The sequence below is a fragment of the Delftia deserti genome, from assembly GCF_042653485.1.
GTDB lineage: Bacteria > Pseudomonadota > Gammaproteobacteria > Burkholderiales > Burkholderiaceae_C > Comamonas > Comamonas acidovorans.
The window spans coordinates 4,105,869-4,122,435 of the sequence record NZ_JBHSIH010000001.1 but is presented as its reverse complement, the minus strand read 5'-3'; the positions used below and the strand labels follow the sequence as shown (position 1 = coordinate 4,122,435).

Annotated in this window: 15 protein-coding genes; 6 read left to right on the top strand and 9 right to left on the bottom strand. The window is 68.1% G+C overall.

Translation table 11 applies throughout. The features are described 5' to 3' along the window. Positions 1 to 160: 160 nt before the first annotated feature. The 9 genes from ACFPFG_RS19750 to ACFPFG_RS19710 all read right to left on the bottom strand — a co-directional run bounded on the left by ACFPFG_RS19750 (position 161) and on the right by ACFPFG_RS19710 (position 9,917). Positions 161 to 868, bottom strand: coding sequence for an ABC transporter ATP-binding protein (locus ACFPFG_RS19750; RefSeq protein ID WP_183021247.1), 708 nt, complete (start codon positions 866 to 868; stop codon positions 161 to 163). Continuing rightward, complete coding sequence (locus ACFPFG_RS19745) at positions 855 to 1,619, bottom strand: ABC transporter ATP-binding protein (RefSeq protein ID WP_013800137.1); 765 nt, start codon at positions 1,617 to 1,619, stop codon at positions 855 to 857. The genes ACFPFG_RS19750 and ACFPFG_RS19745 overlap by 14 nt, the downstream gene beginning before the upstream one ends. Further along, positions 1,606 to 2,580 carry a branched-chain amino acid ABC transporter permease gene (locus ACFPFG_RS19740; protein WP_380107920.1) on the bottom strand — a complete coding sequence of 325 codons (975 nt, stop codon included), beginning with the start codon at positions 2,578 to 2,580 and terminating at the stop codon, positions 1,606 to 1,608. The genes ACFPFG_RS19745 and ACFPFG_RS19740 overlap by 14 nt, the downstream gene beginning before the upstream one ends. After that, the gene (locus ACFPFG_RS19735) at positions 2,581 to 3,444 is read right to left on the bottom strand and encodes a branched-chain amino acid ABC transporter permease (protein WP_183021245.1); all 864 of its coding nucleotides are present in this window, start codon (positions 3,442 to 3,444) and stop codon (positions 2,581 to 2,583) included. A 236-nt stretch (positions 3,445 to 3,680) separates the two neighbouring features. Further along, the gene (locus ACFPFG_RS19730; RefSeq protein WP_183021244.1) at positions 3,681 to 4,619 is read right to left on the bottom strand and encodes a LysR family transcriptional regulator; all 939 of its coding nucleotides are present in this window, start codon (positions 4,617 to 4,619) and stop codon (positions 3,681 to 3,683) included. Between the two features lie 123 nt (positions 4,620 to 4,742). Beyond that, entirely contained in the window at positions 4,743 to 5,729 is a 987-nt protein-coding gene (locus ACFPFG_RS19725; RefSeq protein WP_197954470.1) for a YihY/virulence factor BrkB family protein, read from the bottom strand. A 70-nt stretch (positions 5,730 to 5,799) separates the two neighbouring features. Beyond that, a complete protein-coding gene (gene garD, locus ACFPFG_RS19720) occupies positions 5,800 to 7,365 on the bottom strand; it encodes a galactarate dehydratase (protein ID WP_380107918.1) in 1,566 nt (521 codons plus the stop codon). Between the two features lie 174 nt (positions 7,366 to 7,539). Continuing rightward, on the bottom strand, positions 7,540 to 8,538 hold the full coding sequence (locus ACFPFG_RS19715) for a Bug family tripartite tricarboxylate transporter substrate binding protein (protein WP_197954468.1): 999 nt from the start codon (positions 8,536 to 8,538) through the stop codon (positions 7,540 to 7,542). A 50-nt stretch (positions 8,539 to 8,588) separates the two neighbouring features. Then, a complete protein-coding gene (locus ACFPFG_RS19710; protein ID WP_380107916.1) occupies positions 8,589 to 9,917 on the bottom strand; it encodes a glucarate dehydratase family protein in 1,329 nt (442 codons plus the stop codon). An 82-nt stretch (positions 9,918 to 9,999) separates the two neighbouring features. Between ACFPFG_RS19710 and ACFPFG_RS19705 the strand changes: the two genes are divergently transcribed. The 6 genes from ACFPFG_RS19705 (at position 10,000) to ACFPFG_RS19680 (ending at position 16,554) form a co-directional block, all read left to right on the top strand. Beyond that, positions 10,000 to 10,788 carry a FadR/GntR family transcriptional regulator gene (locus ACFPFG_RS19705; protein WP_380107914.1) on the top strand — a complete coding sequence of 263 codons (789 nt, stop codon included), beginning with the start codon at positions 10,000 to 10,002 and terminating at the stop codon, positions 10,786 to 10,788. 148 nt (positions 10,789 to 10,936) lie between these two features. Next, positions 10,937 to 11,914 (top strand): Bug family tripartite tricarboxylate transporter substrate binding protein, encoded by a 978-nt coding sequence (locus ACFPFG_RS19700; RefSeq protein ID WP_183021241.1) that lies wholly within the window; start codon positions 10,937 to 10,939, stop codon positions 11,912 to 11,914. A 46-nt stretch (positions 11,915 to 11,960) separates the two neighbouring features. After that, a complete protein-coding gene (gene kdgD, locus ACFPFG_RS19695; protein WP_380107912.1) occupies positions 11,961 to 12,872 on the top strand; it encodes a 5-dehydro-4-deoxyglucarate dehydratase in 912 nt (303 codons plus the stop codon). Positions 12,873 to 12,930: 58 nt separating this feature from the next. Beyond that, positions 12,931 to 13,890, top strand: coding sequence for a Bug family tripartite tricarboxylate transporter substrate binding protein (locus tag ACFPFG_RS19690; protein ID WP_012202189.1), 960 nt, complete (start codon positions 12,931 to 12,933; stop codon positions 13,888 to 13,890). Between the two features lie 295 nt (positions 13,891 to 14,185). Beyond that, positions 14,186 to 15,172: a 2-hydroxyacid dehydrogenase gene (locus tag ACFPFG_RS19685; protein ID WP_197954457.1), complete on the top strand. Its 987-nt coding sequence runs from the start codon at positions 14,186 to 14,188 to the stop codon at positions 15,170 to 15,172. Between the two features lie 44 nt (positions 15,173 to 15,216). Next, entirely contained in the window at positions 15,217 to 16,554 is a 1,338-nt protein-coding gene (locus tag ACFPFG_RS19680) for an enolase C-terminal domain-like protein (protein ID WP_380107910.1), read from the top strand. The last annotated feature ends 13 nt before the right edge of the window (positions 16,555 to 16,567 follow it).

Sequence of the window (16,567 nt, the reverse complement as noted above, 5' to 3'; positions counted from 1 at the left end):
GTGAAGAACGAATCGCTGCTGACGCAACGCATAAATCCGGCGCAGCCCAGACCAGGGACGCCGAGCAAGGGCCGCCCCGCAGCGAGGGCGTCGTCCCCCTCCCTCGCGAAGCGAGAGAGAGGGGGAAGCCGCGCAGCGGCTCAGGGGGTGCAGTGTCATGTCATGCACCGATGTAGGCTTTTCGGATGGAGTCGTCGGCCAGCAGCTCGGCCGGCCTGCCCTCGCGCACGATGCGGCCGCTTTCCATCACATAGGCGCGGTGCGCGATCTTCAGCGCCGCATAGGCGTTCTGCTCGGCCAGCAGCACGGTGGTGCCAGCGGCGTTGATGCGCTGTATGGCCTCGAACATCTGCTTGATGACCAGGGGCGCCAGGCCCAGCGAGGGCTCGTCCAGCAGCAGGGCCTGGGGCCGGCCCATCATGGCGCGGCCGATGGCCACCATCTGCTGCTGGCCGCCCGACAGCGAGCCGGCCGGGTCGTGCTGCTTCTCGCGCAGGATGGGAAACAGCTCCATCACCTCCTGCAGCGTCTTCTGGCTGGGGCCGGGGTCGCGGCGGTGCACGTAGGCGCCCAGCTGCAGGTTGCGCAGCACCGACATCTGGGGGAACAGCTTGCGCCCTTCGGGGCACTGCACCACGCCGGACTGCACGATGGCCGAGGGCTTGCTGCCGGCCAGCTCCCTGCCATTCCAGACGATGGAGCCGCCAGCGGCCTTGTGGATGCCGCTGGCCGTGAGGAACAGCGAACTCTTGCCCGCGCCGTTGGCGCCCAGCAGCACCACCAGCTCGCCGCGGTCGGCATGCAGGCTGACCCCGTCCAGCGCCAGGAAGCTGCCGTAGCGCAGCGACACGTTCTCAAACTTCAGCATGCTCGCTCCCCAGGTAGGCATCGATGACGGCGGGGTTGCGGCGTATTTCCTCGGGCGTGCCCTCGGCGATCTTCTCGCCGTAGCTGAGCACCAGGATCTTGTCGGCCAGACTCATGATCATGCCCATCTTGTGCTCGATCAGCGCCACCGTGATGCCGTGGCGCACCAGCTTGCGGATCAGCTCGGCCAGGCCCTCGGTCTCCTCGGGGTTGACGCCGCCGGCAGGCTCGTCGAGCAGCATGAGCTTGGGGTCGGTGGCCAGGGCCAGCGCGAAGGCCACGCGCTTGCGCTCCTCCTGCGTGATGTCGCCAGCAATGCGGCCGGCCACATGCGACAGGCCCACGAAGTCCAGCGCATCACGCGCCTTTTCGCGGCACACGCGCTCTTCCTCGCGCAGGCGGCTGGAGCCGCGCAGCACGTCCCATAGCCCTGAGCGCGTGCGCAGCCGGTGGCCCACGATGAGGTTGTCCAGCACCGTGGCGCGGTCGAACAGCGCCGTGGTCTGGAAGGTGCGCGCCACGCCCAGCTTCGCCACCTGGTCCGTGCGCAGCGAGGTCACGTCCTGGCCGTTGAAGGTGATGGTGCCCGAGGTGGGCTTGTGCACGCAGCTGATCAGGTTGAAGAACGTGGTCTTGCCCGCGCCGTTGGGACCGATGATGGCGTTGATGCGGCCTTCCTCGATCACGGTGCTGACATCGTTGACGGCGGCCAGCCCGCCGAACGTCTTGGTCAGGTGGTCAATCTTGAGCATGCGGCTTGCCCTCCTTGGCATTGCGGCGCGCGCGCCATGCAGTGAAGCTGCCCACCACGCCGTAGGGCATGAAGATCACCAGCATCACGAGAATCGGGCCGAAGACGATGAAGCGGTACTCCTGCAGGAACTGCAGGTACTGCGTGATCCAGGGCATGCCGATGGCGCCCAGCAGCGGCCCCAGCACCGTGCCCATGCCGCCGACCATGGCGAAGATCATCATGTCGAAGGTATGGTGCACGCCGGCCATGTCGGGACCGATGAAGCGCACGAAGCCTGCGTACAGGCCGCCGGCCACGCCCGCGTAGACCACGCTCAGCATGAAGGCCAGCACCTTGTTGCGCATGAGGTTGATGCCCAGGGCCTCGGCCAGCTCGTCGCTGTTGCGGATGGCCATGAAGGTGCGGCCCAGCAGCGACCGGACGATGCGCCGCATCACCCAGGCCGAGGCCACGAGGAAGGCCAGTACCAGGTAGTACAGCGCCAGCGGCGACTCGAAGCTCAGCGTGCCCAGGGCCTCGGGCGCGGGGATGCCCATGATGCCCACCGTGCCGTGGGTCAGGCCCTCCCACTTCTCGATCACGAGGAACATGATGTAGCCCACGCACAGCGTGAAGATCGAGAAGTAGTGCCCCTTCAGGCGCAGCGAGACGATGCCGATCAGGTAGCCCAGCACCGCGCACACCACGCCCGACATCACCAGCCCGCCCCAGAACGGCCAGCCATGGTCCACCGTGAGGATGCCCACGGTATAGGCGCCCGCGGCCATGAAGCCTGCGTGCGCGAGGTTGAGCTGGCCCGTGTAGCCCGTGATCAGGTTCAGGCCCAGCGTGGCGATGGCGAAGATGTAGGCCGTGCTCATCACCGTGAGGTGGTAGTCGTTGCCCGCCAGCCAGGGGAAGGCGATGCCGGCGGCCAGCAGCAGGCCCCAGGCAACGCGGGAGTCGATGAATCCGTTCATTCAATGACTCCTCTTGGCGAACAGGCCCTGCGGGCGCAGCGACAGGATCACCACCAGCAGCACGAAGGCGATGATGTCCTTGTAGTCGGTGGAGATGTAGTAGGCGCCGAAGCTCTCGGCAAAGCCGATGATCAGCCCGCCCAGCACGGCGCCCGGGATGCTGCCCATGCCGCCCAGGATGATGATCACGAAGGCCTTGGTGATGACCAGGTGGCCCATGGCCGGATAGACCAGGTTGATGGGCGCGTACAGCGTGGCCGCCACGGCCGCGAGCACGCCCGAGATGGCAAAGGTCAGCATGGATACGCGGTTGGCGTCGATGCCCACCATCGATGCGCCTTCGCGGTTCTGCGCCATGGCGATGATGGTCGCGCCCGTGATGGTGCGCGTCAGGAACAGGTGCAGGGCCACCATCAGCGCAAAGGCCGCGACTATGATCAGCAGGCGCTGCGCGGGCGCCGTGATGCCGCCCATCTCCACGATGGAGGTGTAGGGCGTGGGCATGCGCTGGAAGTCCGCGCCCCACAGCGCCTGGGCGCCCGCTTCCAGGAACAGCAGCAGCCCGATGGAGGCGATCTTGGGATGCAGGGGCGAGGCCTTGCGCAGCGGATGGAAGATCAGCCGCTCGCTGACGATGCCCAGCACCGCCACCGCGATGGCTGCGGTCAGCATGGCCGCCCAGTAGCCCCAGCTCCAGGCCACCATGGCCTGGAAGGCCACGAAGGCGCCGATCATGTAGAAGCCGCCGTGCGCGAAATTGGGCACGTGCAGGATGCCGTAGACCAGGGTCAGGCCCAGGGCCACCAGGCCGTAGATGCCGCCCAGGGTCAGGCCGTTGAGCACTTGCTGCAGAAAAACGTCCATTCAACGCCTCCTGCGGAAAGGCGCGGCTCGGCGCCCGGCCAGGGTCTGTGCTTGCATTGTCTTGTCTCCTTTGCATGGCCGGCCGGCGCGGCGCGACAACGCATGCGGCAGACAGGCAAGGCCAGCTTAGGAGGGGGGCGGCGCCACGATCAACCCGAAGATTCCGCACAGCGGAATTCACCTGGGAAACCCCGAGACCCTCAGGGCCCCGCCAGTAACCTAGATGACAGCCGCGCTCAGATTGACAGGGCCGGCAAGTTGGCGGGCAGGCCCTGCATGGAGCGCTGCGTGTGCTCGGCCACGAAGTCCAGGAAGCTGCGCACGCGCGCCGGCATGAACTTGCGCGTGGGCAAGGTGGCGTAGAGCGTGAAATGGCCCGTGGTCCATTCGGGCAGCACATGGCGCAGCCGGCCCGAACGCAGGTGGCGCGCGATCAGGTCCAGCGGCTGGGTGCTGATGCCCGCGCCGTCCAGCGTGGCACGCAGCAGCGTGCCGGTGTGGTTGGCCACCAGCACGGGCTGCACGGACACCTCGGCCTCGCCCGCGTTGCCATCGAGCCGGCGCAGGCGCAGCACGTCGGAGCGGCCCTGGGCGCGGCGGCGCAGCAGGCACTGGTGGCTCGCCAGATCCCCGGGCACGGCGGGCACGCCATGGGCGTCCAGGTACTCGGGCGAGGCGCAGGCCAGGCCGCAGGTGGTGACGATGGGGCGGGCCACCACGTTGCCGTCATAGCCCTCCTCGGCGTTGAGGAAGGTGATGTCGTACTCGCCCACGGCGGCCTCGCTGGCCGACTCCACGAAAACCTCGATGCAGATGCGCGGATGCAGGCGGTGGAAGTCCGCCACCAGCGGCGCCAGCACATGCTCGGCAAACACGGGCGGCGTGAGCACGCGCACGGCGCCCGACAGCTCCAGCGTGTGCGCCTGCGCCAGGCTGAAGGCATCCTCCACATCGGCCAGGATGCCGCGCACGCGCTCCAGATAGGCCTCGCCGGCCTCGGTCAGCGACACGCTGCGCGTGGTGCGCTGCAGCAGCCGCGTGCCCAGGTGCTGCTCCAGGTCGGCCACCAGGCGCGTGACCGTGGGCACGGACATGTCCAGGCGCCGCGCCGCCGCCGAAAACCCGGCCTCGTCGGCCACGGTCTGGAATACCCGCATGGTCTGCAATCTGTCCATCTCGTCCTTGGCCCCCGGCCTTGGTGCCAGGGGACTTTGCTGCATTGTTCCATTGCCCAAACGCCTGCGCCGCGGCTTTGCAGGCCGCGGCGCAGGCGTTCATCTTCGTCGAAATGCAGTAACTCAGCCCTTGCCGCCCGGAGTGTCCCCGGTGCCGGCCGCATCGGCGGGCGGCGCCCAGCGGATGGGGTGGGTGAAGCGCACCTCGGCGTCGCTGAAGGCCTTGGCCGTGGCGGCCGACAGCAGCAGGATGGCCGACGAGAAATAGATCCACATCAACAGCACCACCAGCGAACCCGCCGCGCCATAGGCCGAGACCACGGCCGCCGTGGACAGGTACCAGGCCAGGGCCTGCTTGCCCAGCGTGAACAGCAGGGCACCGACGATGGCGCCGAAGATGAGATAGCGCAGCCGGGGCTTGGGGCCGCTGCCGATGCGCATCAGCCCCACGAAGAGCAGCACGGCAATGCCGAAGGACACGCATTCGTTGATCAGGCTGATCAGCGGCCCCAGCGGCTGCATCTGCAGCTTGGTGCCGGCCCAGTTGGTGATCAGCTGGATGGCCGTGGACAGGGCCATGGACACCAGCAGCAAGAAGCCCAGCGCCAGCACATAGGTCAGGCCGCGCAGCCGCAGCGCGGCCATGCGCCACCACACGGCCTTGGGCGGCGGTGGCTCGCCGTTCGAGGTCCAGAGCTTTTCCAGCGCGGACTGCAGCTCCACGAACACACCCGTGGCGCCCGACATCAGCAGGATGAAGCCGAACAGCGAGGCCAGCCGCCCCTCGTCGGGCCGCTGGGCGCTTTCCAGCGCGCCGCGCACCACCTGGGCACCGCGCTCGCCGATCACGTCCTGCACCTGGTCGATCAACTGGTGCTCCACATAGCTGCGGTCCACCCACCAGCCCAGCAGGCCGACCAGCAGCAGCAGCAGCGGCGCCAGGCTCAGGATGCCGTAGAAGGACATGGCGGCGCTCATGCGCAGGCCATCGGCGTCCAGCCACAGCTGCACGGCATTCCACATGGCGCGCAGCGGGTTCAGTTCCATCAGGCGCTGCAGGCGTGCGGACCAGGACGAGGCGGGGGGAGTTTCCGGGGTATCTGAGGGCATGGCCCCCATTGTGCGCAGCGGCGCACCAGCGCCCTGTCAGCCTGTGCCGACAGGGGCCTGTGCGCGTGGCTCAGGTCACGGGCGCCGGATTGAACAGCACCAGGGCGTTGTGCAGCTTCCACTGCTCGGCCCAGGTCTTCCTGCGGCCGCTGGCCACGTCCAGCATCAGGCGGAACATCTCCCAGCCCACGTCCTCGATGCTGGCCTGGCCTTCGGCGATGCGGCCCGCGTTCACGTCCATCAGGTCATGCCAGCGCCGCGCCAGGTCGCTGCGCGTGGCCACCTTGATCACGGGCACCTGGGCCAGGCCGTAGGGCGTGCCCCGGCCCGTGGTGAACACATGCAGGTTCATGCCAGCGGCCAGCTGCAGCGTGCCGCAGATGAAGTCGCTGGCCGGCGTGGCCGCATAGACCAGGCCGCTTTGGATGCCCCGGTCGGCCAGACGCTGGCCCGGCGACAGCACGCCGGTGATGGGCGCCGTGCCGCTCTTGATGATGGAGCCCATGGCCTTCTCGACAATGTTGGACAGGCCGCCCTTCTTGTTGCCCGGCGTGGTGTTGGCGCTGCGGTCCACGCGGCCCTTGTCCAGGTAGGCGTCGTACCAGGCCATCTCCTCGATCATGGCCTGGGCCACCTCGGGGCTGGAGGCGCGCGAGGTGAGCTGGTCGATGCCGTCGCGCACCTCGGTCACCTCGCTGAACATTACGGTGGCGCCTGCGCGCACCAGCAAATCGGTGCAAAAGCCGACGGCCGGATTGGCCGTGACGCCGCTGAACGCATCGCTGCCGCCGCACTGCACGCCCACCACCAGGGCGCTGGCCGGCACGGTCTCGCGCCGGCGCGCGTTCAGCCGCTCCAGATGCACCGTGGCACTGCCCATGATGGAGTCCACCATGGACATGAAGCCCAAATGCGCCTCGTCCTGCAGGCAGACCACGTCCAATGCAGGCTCGCGCTCATCGACGATGGGGAAGGACCCCGGCGGCAGCAGCCGCTCGGGCTGCAGCTTCTCGCAGCCCAGGCTCACCACCATCACCTCGCCGCCAAAATTCGGGTTGCGGCTGATGTTGCGCAGCGTGCGCTGCGGAATCTCGGCGCCCACGGCATCGATGGCCACGCCGCAGCCATAGCTGTGCTCCAGGCCCACCACATCGTCCACGTTCGGATAGCGCGGCAGCAGCTCGGCCTTGATGCGGCCCACCGCGAAATCCAGCACCCCGGCCACGCACTGCACCGTGGTGGTGATGGCCAAGATATTGCGCGTGCCCACCGTGCCATCGGCATTGCGGTAGCCCTCGAAGGTGTAGCCCGTCAGCGGCGGCAGCTCGGGCGGCTGCACCGTGGCGATCGGCAGCCCCTCAAGAGACAGCGCCCCCGGCATGCGCAGCAGCCGCTCATGCACCCAGCTGCCCGCGGCGATGGCCTGCAGCGCATAGCCGATCACCACGTTGTAGCGGCGCACCTCTCCGCCCTCGGCAATGTCCACCAGCGCCACCTTGTGCGCCTGCGGCACCTTGTCGACCAGCACCAGCCCCCCGGGCATCACCGTGCCCGCAGGCAACCCCCCATCATTGGCCACGATGGCCACGTTGTCGGCCGGATGCATGCGGATGGAAAGAGGAAGTGGGGTACTCATGGCAATGTCTCAATTTTCTAGTGGCCTGTCGCAATCGGAGTGCCGCCCTCGCAACCGTCACGTCCCAACTCAGGAACGCCGAGCAAGAGCCGCCTCGCGGCGGGGGCGCCCAGCCGAAGGCGTTGTCCCCCTCCGCGAAGCGAGAAGGGGGAAGGCGCGAAGCGCCTCAGGGGGTCATTCCACCTTTATTCCAGCAGCCTTGATCACCTTCCCCCACTTGACCACCTCGGCCTTCTGGTACTCGCCCAGCTCGGCCGGCGTCATCTGCGAGGGCAGCATGCCGAAGTTCTTCAGGCGCGCCTGCACCTCGGGCGTGGCGACGATCTTCATGATCTCCGCATGCAGCCGGTCCACGATGGGCCCCGGCGTGCCCGCGGGCGCGAACACGGCCTGCCACGATCCCATGTCGAAGCCCTTCTCGCCGGCCTCGGCGATGGTGGGCACATCGGGCAGCGATTCAAGGCGCCGCGAGCTGGTCACGGCGATGGGACGCAGCTTGCCGGCCTGCACATGGGGGCCGACGACCAGGGCGGTGTCGAACATCATGTCCACCTGGCCGCCGATCACGTCCTGCACGGCCGGGCCGCTGCCCTTGTAGGGCACGTGGGTGAACTTCACGCCCGTCTGGTAGCCCAGCAGCTCCAGCGCCATGTGGTTGGAGGTGCCGCTGCCCGGCGAGGCCGAGGTCAGTCCGCCCGCCGCTGCCTTGGCCTTGCTGGCGGCCAGCACGTCGGCCAGCGTCTTGTAGGGGCTGGAGGCCGGCACCACCAGCACCAGCGGGCCCGAGCCCAGCATGGCCACCGGCGTGAAGGACTTGACCGGGTCGTAATCCAGCTTGGCGTACAGGCTCACATTGATGGCGTGCGAGCTGATGGTGCCGCCCAGGATGGTGTAGCCATCGGCCGGTGCGCGCGCCGCAATGGCCGAGCCCACGCTGCCGCCCGCGCCGCCCTTGTTCTCGATCACCACGGGTGTGCCCAGGGCCTTGCTCAGCGGCTGGGCGATCACACGCGCCAGCGTATCGGTATTGCCGCCAGGCGGGAACGGCACCAGGTAGGTGATGGGCTTGCCCGTGGGCCAGTTGCCCTGCGCGGCGGCGGGCATGGCGGCCAGGGCCGTGCCCAGCAGCAGGGCGCTGGCGAGGGAATGTTGGATGAGTGTGCGGCGTTGCATGGTGCTTGTCTCCGGGAAGGGCTTGTCGTTGGAATGGTGTGAAAGCGGGTTCAGAAGCGGGGCTGGTGGCCGGTGAACGCGGGGTCGTACTTGCGCATCTGCCCCAGGTCGTCGCGGTTGCGGATGCCGCAGTACAGGTAGTTGTCGTGCAGGCGGGCCAGGGCCTCGCGGTCCAGCCGCACACCCAGGCCGGGCGCCGTGGGCACGCGCAGGCTGCCCTGCTCGAACTGCAGCCGGCCACCCTCGACGACTTCCTCGTCCTGCCAGGGGTAATGCGTGTCACAGGCATAGGTCAGCAGGGGCACGCTGGCGCACAGGTGCGTCATGGCCACCAGGCTGATGCCCAGGTGCGAGTTGCTGTGCATGGACAGGCCCAGGTCGAAGGTGCGGCACAGCGTGGACAGGCGCTGTGTGGCGCGCAGCCCGCCCCAGTAGTGGTGGTCGCTGAGCACGATCTTCACGGGGCAGCCCATGTCGGCATTGCGGCGGAACTCGGCAAAGTCCGTGACCACCATGTTGGTGGCCAGCGGCACATCGCCCTCGCGTGCCATTTCTCGCGCCACGGCCGCCATGCCGTCCAGGCCGGGCGCCGGGTCCTCGTAATACTCGAGCACGCCCTGCAGCTGCTGCACGATCTTCAGGCTGGTCTCCACCGTCCAGTTGCCATTGGGATCGATGCGCAGCGGCATGCCCGGAAAGGCATCGGCCAGCGCCAGGATGCCGGCCGCCTCCTGCTCGGGCGGCAGCGCGCCGGCCTTGAGCTTGATGCTCTGGAAGCCGTACTGCGCAATCATGCGCCGCGCCTGCTCCACCAACTGCTGCGGCGCCAGGGCCTCGCCCCAGGCGTCGGGCGAAGAATCTGGTCCATAGGGCCTGTCGATGTGCTCGGCGTACTTGTAGAACAGGTAGGCAGAGAACGGCACGCTGTCGCGCGCGGCGCCGCCCAGCAGGTCCACGATGGGGGCGCCCGCCATCTGGCCCTGCAGGTCCAGCATGGCGACCTCGAAGGCGCTGACCACCTTGGCCACGGTCTTGGACACATGCGTGCCCGGCGCCAGCGACACCTGCTGGCCCAGGAACTCCGACGCCGTCAGCGCAGGCGGCGCCACCAGGGCCGCGACGCGGACCTCCATCTCGTTGAGCGCCCAGGGCGACAGCCCCACCAGCGCGGGCGCGGCCTTGGCCAGCGCATCGAGCATGGGCTGGTCCCCGTAGCTTTCGTTGATGCCGACCAGGCCCGAGGCCGTCTCGATCTCGATGATGGAACGCAGCGCCCAGGGTTCGTGGATGCCGGCCGCATTGAGCAGCGGCGGATCGCGGAAGGCAATGGGCGTGATGCGTATATGGCGGATCGCGTGGATCGCGTGGGTGGTGCTCATCTGGAATGCGGGTTCAGGAGGATCAAAAAAACTCGATGGCGCGGACGTCTTGTGATACGTTGTCGTACAACTTGAAGCGATTATGATCAGCACCATGGAAAGTTCGGCAAAGGGATTTCCCGCATCACCCCCAACGATCGAGCTTCCCCTGCGAGGAAAGTCCGGTCGCAGCGGCCGCAACCTGGCCGCCCTGCTGTTCGACGAGTTCGCGAGCAAGATCCGCAACGGCCTGCTGGCCGAAGGCGAGAAGCTGCCCACGGAGTCGTCGCTGGTGCAGACCTACGAAGTCAGCCGCACCGTGGTGCGCGAGGCGCTGTCGCGCCTGCAGGCCTCGGGCCTGGTGGAGACGCGCCACGGCATAGGCACCTTCGTGCGCGCCGCCCAGCCCGCATCCACGCTGATGCTCAATGCCGACGAGCTGACGGCCGCCGTGGACGTGATGGCCGTGCTGGAGCTGCGCATCAGCCTGGAGACCGAAAGCGCCGGCCTGGCCGCGCTGCGCCGCAGCCCCGAGCAACTGCAGGGCATACGCATGGCGCTGCAGGCCTTCGAGATCGCCTTTGCGCGCGGCGAGGACACGGTGACCCATGACCTGGCCTTCCACACCCAGATCGCCGAGGCCACAGGCAACCGCTACTTCGGCGACATCCTGCGCCACTTCGGCGCCCAGCTGATTCCGCGCACGCGCATCGCCTCCATCCACCAGCCCCAGCGCGACCCCGACTACCTGCGCCGCGTCAACCGCGAGCATGAGGAAATCCTCGCCGCCATCGAGCGCCAGGATGCCGACTCGGCCCGCGCGGCCATGCGCATCCACCTGACCAACAGCCGCGAGCGCCTGCGCCTGGCGCAAAAGACCAGCGCCTCCTGAATACTCCCATGGGCCTTTCGGGGCCAATGGCCTTGCCACGGGAATTCAGACAACCAAGGGAAAACCCTTTATCACTGCTTGCAGATCTCGGTTGAAAATCGGCTTCAGTTGTACGACAACTGACAACATAAAACCCGGAGACAAGAGCATGACCCTGAGCCGAAAGCAGTTCCTGCGCGCCGCTGGCGCCACCGCCCTCGTGGCCACCGGCGCCGGTGCGCTGGCCCAGAACAACTGGCCCACGCGCCCGCTGCGCCTGGTGGTGCCCTACCCGCCGGGTGGCAGCTCGGACATCATTGCGCGCGCCATCGGCCCGCTGCTGTCGGCAGAACTCAAGCAGCCCGTGGTCATCGAGAACAAGCCCGGCGCCAACGGCAACCTGGGCGCCGACATGGTGGCCAAGGCCCAGCCCGACGGCCACACGCTGATGCTGTGCGACCTGGGTGCGCTGGCCATCTCGCCCTCGCTCTACACCAAGCTGTCCTTCGACCTGTCCCGGGACCTGCGCGGCACGGCCATGCTGGCCTACTCGCCCCACCTGCTGGTGGTCCATCCCTCGGTGCCGGCCAACAACCTGCAGGAGCTGGTGGCCCTGTCCAAGAAGGAAGACCTGAGCTTTGCCGTCACCGCCACGGGCAGCGCCCCGCACCTGGCCGGCGTGGAACTGGCGCGCGCCACGGGCGCCCGCTGGGAATACGTGCCCTACAAGGGCGGCGTGCAGTCCATCCAGGACACGGTGGCAGGCCAGACCCAGGTGCTGATGAACGGCATGCTGGCCACCTACCCCCATGTGCAAAGCGGCAAGCTCAAGCTGCTGGGCCTGTCCAAGGGCACGCGCATGCCGCTGGCCGCCAACGTGCCCACCATCGCCGAGCAGGGCGTGCCCGGCTTCGAGACCGGCACCTGGCAAGGCGTGGTCGTTCCGGCCAAGACGCCCGAGGCCGTGGTCCAGCGCCTGCATGAGGCCCTGATCACCGCCATCCGCTCGCCCGAGGTGCGCGCCCGCCTCACGGGCCAGGGCGCCGAGGTCGTGACCATGAACCCCGCCGAGACCGCGCGCTTCCTGACCACCGAGCGCCAGCGCTGGCAAAAAGTGGTTCAGACAGCCGGTTTGAAGCTCGACTGATTCCACCCTTTTTTCTTTCTTCCCCACCCTTGTTCCCGAGAGCACCATGACCCCCCAAGACCTCAAAGACGTGATGAGTTCCGGCCTGCTGTCCTTCCCCGTGACGGACTTCGACAGCAACGGCAACTTCAATGCCAAGGGCTATGCGGCCCGCCTCGAATGGCTGGCCCCCTACGGCGCCAGCGCGCTGTTCGCGGCAGGCGGCACGGGCGAGTACTTCTCGCTGTACGGCGAGGAATACGGCCAGATCATCAAGACCGCCGTGGACACCTGCCGCGGCAAGGTGCCCATCGTCGCGGGCGCCGGTGGTCCCACGCGCACGGCCATTGCCCATGCCCAGGAGGCGGAGCGCCTGGGTGCCCACGGCGTCCTGCTGCTGCCCCACTACCTGACCGAAGCCGGCCAGGAAGGCCTGATCGCCCATGTGGAGCAGGTCTGCAAGAGCGTGAAGTTCGGCGTCATCGTCTACAACCGCGACCGCACCCGCTTCACGCCAGAATCGCTGGCCATCCTGGCCGAGCGCTGCCCCAACCTGGTGGGCTTCAAGGACGGCATGGGCAACATCGAGACCATGTCCGCCATCTTCATGAAGATGGGCGACCGCTTCGCCTACCTGGGCGGCCTGCCCACGGCCGAGGTCTATGCGGCCGCCTACAAGGCCCTGGGCACGCCGGTGTACTCCTCGGCCGTCTTCAACTTCATCCCCAGGACGGCGATGGCGTTCTACGATGCCGTGCGCACCGACGACATGGCCACGCAGCACAAGCTGCTCAAGGAATTCTTCATGCCCTACCTGAAGATCCGCAACCGCGTCGAAGGCTACGGCGTGAGCATCATCAAGGCCGGCGCCAAGCTGGTCGGCCACGACGCAGGCCCCGTGCGCGCCCCGCTGACGGACCTCAAGCCCTCCGAGCTGGAAGAGCTCAAGGCCCTGATCGACAAGCTCGGCCCGCAATAAGCCACAAGACCGGACGCAGGGGCCAGTCCGGCCCTTGCGCCCCCCAGGAGACAAGAACATGAAGAAGATTCTGATCACGCTGGGTGCCGCACTGGCCCTCACGGCGCAGGCGGCCGGCAGCTTTCCGGACAAGGCCGTCAACATCATCGTGCCCTTCCCGGCCGGAGGCTCCACCGACACCGTGGCGCGCGCCATGGCCCTGAGCATGGGCGAGCAGCTGGGCAAGCCCTTCGTGGTGGAAAACCGCCCGGGCGCCACGGGCACCATCGGCGCAGGCGCCGTCAAGCGCGCACCGGCCGATGGCTACACGCTGCTGGTGGCCTCGCTGGGCCCTTTCGTGGTCACGCCGCACCTGGTCAAGAACGTGCCCTATGACGCAGGCAAGGACTTCGACTACATCACCATCCCCGTGCAGGCGCCCAACGTGCTCGTGGCCAGCCCCGCGCAGAAGGCCCGCACCGTGGCCGAGGTCATCGCCGCGCTCAAGGCCAACCCCGGCAAGATCAGTTTCGCGAGTTCGGGCAACGGCTCCTCGGACCATCTGTCGGCCGAGCTGTTCTGGCAGCAAAGCGGCACCGAAGGCATGCACGTTCCCTACAAGGGCGGCGCCCCGGCCATCACGGACCTGATCGGCGGCCAGGTGGACTTCTCGTTCCAGAACGTCAACGCCGTGCTGCCCCATCTGCGCAGCGGCAAGCTGCATGCGATCGCCGTGACCGGCAGCCAGCGCTCGCCCGTGCTGCCTGATGTGCCCACGCTGGCCGAGGCCGGCGTCAAGGGCGCCGAGGTCTACTCCTGGCAAGGCCTGGCCGCGCCCAAGGGACTGCCCGCCGATGTGAAGGCCAAGCTTGCCAAGGCCGCCATCGCCTCCGTGCAGCAGCCCGACATCCGCAAGCGCTTCGTGGAGCAGGGCCTGGAGATCGTGGGCAACACGCCCGAGGAATTCACGCGCTACCAGGCCCAGGAGTCGGAGCGCTGGAAGCAGCTGATCCAGACCCGAAAAATCACCGCTGATTGAAATGAGGCACCCCCTGAGTCGCTTCGCGCCTTCCCCCCGTGGCACGGCGCCTCTCTACTTGCTTCGCAAGGGAGGGGGACGACGCCCTCGGCTGGGCGCCCCCGCCGCGAGGCGGCTCTTGCTCGGCGTCCCTGATGTTGGAGTGCGCCAGTTTTGAACAGATCTTTCTACATTGAGCACAGGGGATAGCTGAGATAAATCCGGGTTGGCCTCTGGTCATCTCCGCAGGCCTGCCACCACGCAGGCCCTTTTCACCGGGGCTTCCAGCCCCTGCAAGTTCCAAGGATTCCAAGGCATGGCGACCTCCCGTCCACGCGTTCTCCAGTTCGGCAAGATGCCACTGCCCCAGCTCGATGCCGAGCTGGCTCAGGCCTATGAGGTAACGCTGCTGTCCGAGCAGCCTAATCGCGAGCGCTTTCTCGCCGAGCACGGCGCGCAGTTCGAATACCTGGTCACCTCGGCAGCCATGGGCGTGCCCGCGAGCGTGGTGCAGGCCCTGCCCAGGCTGCGCTTCGTGAGCAGCTTCGGCGTGGGCTTCGACGCGCTGGACCGCGAGTCCCTGCTGCGCCAGGGCGCCCGCGTGGGCTACACGCCCGGCGTGCTGGACGACTGCGTGGCCGACATGGCCTTCGCCCTGCTGCTGGATGCGGCGCGTGGCCTGAGCGAGTCCGACCGCTTCGTGCGCCGGGGCGACTGGAGCCGAGGCCGCTTCGGCATCCGCACGCGCGCCAGCGGCAAGCGCCTGGGCATCTTCGGCATGGGCCGCATCGGCTCCACCGTGGCGCGCCGCGCGGCCGGCTTCGACATGGAGGTGGCCTATCACAACCGCCGCCCGGTCGAGGGATCGCCCCACCTCTACCAGCCCTCGCTGCTCGAACTCGCACGCTGGAGCGACTTCCTCGTCATCACCGCCGCAGGCGGCGACGGCACGCAGCACCTGGTCAACGCCGAGGTGCTGGACGCGCTGGGCCCGCAGGGCTTTCTGATCAACGTGGCACGCGGCAGCGTGGTCGACGAGGCCGCACTGGTCCAGGCCCTGCAGCAGGGCCGCATCGCGGGCGCGGGCCTGGATGTGTTCGAGGACGAGCCACGCCCCCATGCCGAGCTGCTGTCGCAGGACAACGTGGTGCTTGCGCCCCACATCGCCAGCGGCACGCATGAAACCCGCCGCGCCATGGCCGACCTCGTGCTGCGCAACCTGGCGCAGTTCATCGCCACGGGCCGGCCCGAGGCCGAGGTGCCGTGGTCCGCCGCGCAGCAGGCGGCCACCGCCGCCGCATAGCCGTTTTTTCCCAGAGACCGATCCAAACGATCCAAGAGCACGCCATGTCCTCCACCCCGACCATCACCGAGATCGAAGTCATTCCCGTCGCCGGCCGCGACGGCATGCTCATGAACCTCAGCGGCGCGCATGCGCCCTACTTCACGCGCAACATCGTGCTCGTGCACGACAGCTCGGGCCACACCGGTGTGGGCGAGGTGCCTGGCGGCGAAGGCATACGCCAGGCGCTGGAGGACAGCAAGGCGCTGCTCATCGGCCAGTCCGTGGGCAACCACCTGAAGCTGCTGCAGAACCTGCAGCAGGCCCTGGCCGGGCGCGACACGGGCGGGCGCGGCCTGCAGACCTTCGATCTGCGCATTGCCGTGCATGCCGTCACCGCCGTGGAATCGGCCCTGCTGGACCTGCTGGGCCAGCACCTGGGCGTGCCCGTGGCGGCCCTGCTGGGCGAAGGCCAGCAGCGCGACCGCGTGGAGATGCTGGGCTACCTGTTCTTCACCGGCCCCACCGACAAGACCGACCTGCCCTACGTCCAGCCCGGCGAAGACCAAAGCGGCAGCGACGACTGGACGCAGGTGCGCCACATGACCGCCATGGACCCGGCCGCCATCGTGCGCCAGGCCGAGGCGGCGCATGCGCGCTACGGCTTCAACGACTTCAAGCTCAAGGGCGGCGTGCTGGCCGGCGAGCAGGAGGTGGAGGCCGTCACCGCGCTGGCCAGGCGCTTCCCGCAGGCGCGCGTCACGCTGGACCCCAACGGCGGCTGGCTGCTCAAGGACGCCATCCGCCTCATGCGCGACATGCACGGCGTGCTCGCCTATGCCGAAGACCCCTGCGGCGCCGAGAACGGTTTCTCGGGCCGCGAAGTCATGGCCGAATTCCGCCGCGCCACGGGCCTGCCCACGGCCACCAACATGATCGCCACCGACTGGCGCCAGATGGTGCACGCGCTGTCGCTGCAGTCCGTGGACATCCCGCTGGCCGACCCGCATTTCTGGACCATGGCCGGCTCCGTGCGCGTGGGCCAGACCTGCCGCGACTGGGGCCTGACCTGGGGATCGCACTCCAACAACCACTTCGACATCTCGCTGGCCATGTTCACCCACGTGGCCGCCGCCGTGCCCGGCAAGGTCACGGCCATCGACACGCACTGGATCTGGCAGGACGGCCAGTACCTCACCCAGAACCCGCTGCAGATCAAGGGCGGCTTCGTCGAGGTGCCCAAGACCCCGGGCCTGGGCGTCACCGTGGACCGCGCCGCGCTGCAGCGCGCCAACGCCCTGTACCTGGAGCACGGCCTGGGAGCGCGCAATGACGCCATGGCCATGCAATACCTGATCCCGGGCTGGACCTTCGACAACAAGCGCCCCTGCATGGTCCGCTGACCCCTTCCTTCCG